Genomic DNA, 2217 nt, shown 5'->3' with positions numbered 1-2217 from the left:
GTTATTGCTTAACATATAATAAAAATGAGTGAAATTAAGAGACTGCTGGTTACTTAAAGTAAAATATAGTTAAATAAGTACAATTTAAAGTAGAGATATAGCTAGGGGGTATTTTTATTATGACTTTATTAAGGATAATAAAGAAAGAAGATCATAATAGAGAGAAGTTAATTCAAATACTAAATGATAATAAACAAATAAGATTTGTATCACTTATGGGAATTGACTTAGGCGGAAATGCAACTGATGAAAAAATACCTATAGAATTATTTATAAAAGATATGGATGACTTTTTAGAAAAAGGTATACAAACAGATGGTTCTAGTGTTGAACTTCATGAAATAGCAACACTTAATAATGCAAAGGTAGATTTACTTCCAGATTTAGATGTAAATTGGTATATAGATTATAATAGCGAACTATCAGATTATGAAACTAATTTACCTATTGGAACGCTTAAAATACCATCTTTTTTAATACACAATAATAAAAAAGTATGCTCAAGAGGAATACTTAAAAGAGCAACAACTAATCTAGAAAATTCTTTGATAGACTTATTAAAAAAATATCCTAATCTATTAAAAAATATAGATATAGATAGTGTAGATAATATCGAAAAAATAAATATAACATCAGCAACAGAATTAGAGTTTTGGGTAAGTATACCAGAAGATAAAGTAGATTTAGAAAAATTATATGTATCTCAAAGTTTAAAAGAGCAATACTGGAAAAAAACTCAAGGGACTATAAGAAGTGCCTTAGAAAGAACACTTATAATACTTCAACAATTAGGAATAGAGCCTGAAATGGGTCATAAAGAAGCAGGGGGTATAGGTAGTTCTATAAGTATATATGGTAAAACTAATCATGCTATGGAACAGTTAGAAATAGACTGGAAATATTCAAGTTCCCTTCAAGCAGCTGATAATGAAATAGTAATACGTGATATAGTAGAAGAAATATTTARAAGCTTTGGTCTTAATGTAACTTTTAAAGCTAAACCACTTAATAAAGTAGCAGGTAGTGGAGAACATACTCATGTAAGTGTAAGTGCAAAATTAAAAAATGGAAAAGTTATAAATTTATTTTCTCCTAAAGATACTACTAATGATTTTATGAGTGAAATTGGATATGGAGCATTAATGGGAATACTTAAAAATTATGAAGTAATAAATCCATTTGTATCAGATTCTAATGATTCATTTAATAGATTAGTACCTGGATTTGAAGCTCCAGTATGTATAGTAACATCTCTTGGTAGAAGTTATGAACTTCCATCAAGAAATAGGTCTATATTAATAGGGCTTATAAGAGATAATGATAGTCCATTAGCTACTAGATTTGAACTAAGGTCACCAAATCCATTATCAAATACTTATTTAATATTAGCTAGTGTTTATCAAGCAATGATAGATGGTATAAAAGCAGTGGGGATTAGTAACTTAGATTCTAAAGCTTTAGAAAAAGAAATATCTAAAAATGCAGGTGAAAACGGATTTTATTTAGAAAAAGATAGAAAATATAGAGATGAAGAGAATGTATTTGAATACTATACTAAAGAAGAACGAGAAAAGTTATTTGGAAAGTCACCAGCTACAGTTTATGAAAATATGTTAAACTTAGATAAATATAAAGATAAAATTGAGGTTTTAAAATATAATGGAGTATTTACAGATGATATTATAAATTCATTTAAAACTGGAGCTATAGATAGATGGATGAAGGAGTTAAAAAATAGAATTATACAAGATAATATGGATATAATTAGAAGTTGCAAAAAAATGCATACACTAGATGATATGGATGCTTTGGATGAAGTTATATACAATGATATAAGCAATATAAAATATGAATTAATGAAAGATACTTTAAGTAAAAAGTCTTTATTTACTCAAATAATAGATGCGATAGATAATTATGAATTAGAAGAAGCTTCAAAACTTCAATTAATAATGAAAGCTAAGATGGAGCTTTTACAAAGTGAATATATACAATATAAGAAAAATATTTATTAATAATTAAGAGATAGGAAACTAATTTAAAATAATTAGTTTCCTATTTCTTATGTAATAGGATTTTATAATATATAAAATTTTGTTGATAACCTTTTAATTAAAGTGATATATATAAGTAAAAAATGCTATTTTGAGCAACGGATGTATCCGAAGTATTTCGCCAACGCGTTGCTCAAGCTAAGCGAATTTTTGCTTATAAATT

Annotated in this window: 1 protein-coding gene; it reads left to right on the top strand. The window is 26.2% G+C overall.

Annotation, left to right across the window (positions count from 1 at the left end; all coding sequences use genetic code 11):
• Positions 1–116 precede the first annotated feature (116 nt).
• A complete protein-coding gene (locus tag G3997_RS05680; protein WP_296649434.1) occupies positions 117–2015 on the top strand; it encodes a glutamine synthetase in 1899 nt (632 codons plus the stop codon).
• The last annotated feature ends 202 nt before the right edge of the window (positions 2016–2217 follow it).

Source organism: Romboutsia sp. 13368 (assembly GCF_018336475.1).
GTDB lineage: Bacteria > Bacillota > Clostridia > Peptostreptococcales > Peptostreptococcaceae > Romboutsia.
Note: the sequence above shows the minus strand (reverse complement) of the source record. Positions and strands in the feature narration are given on the sequence as shown.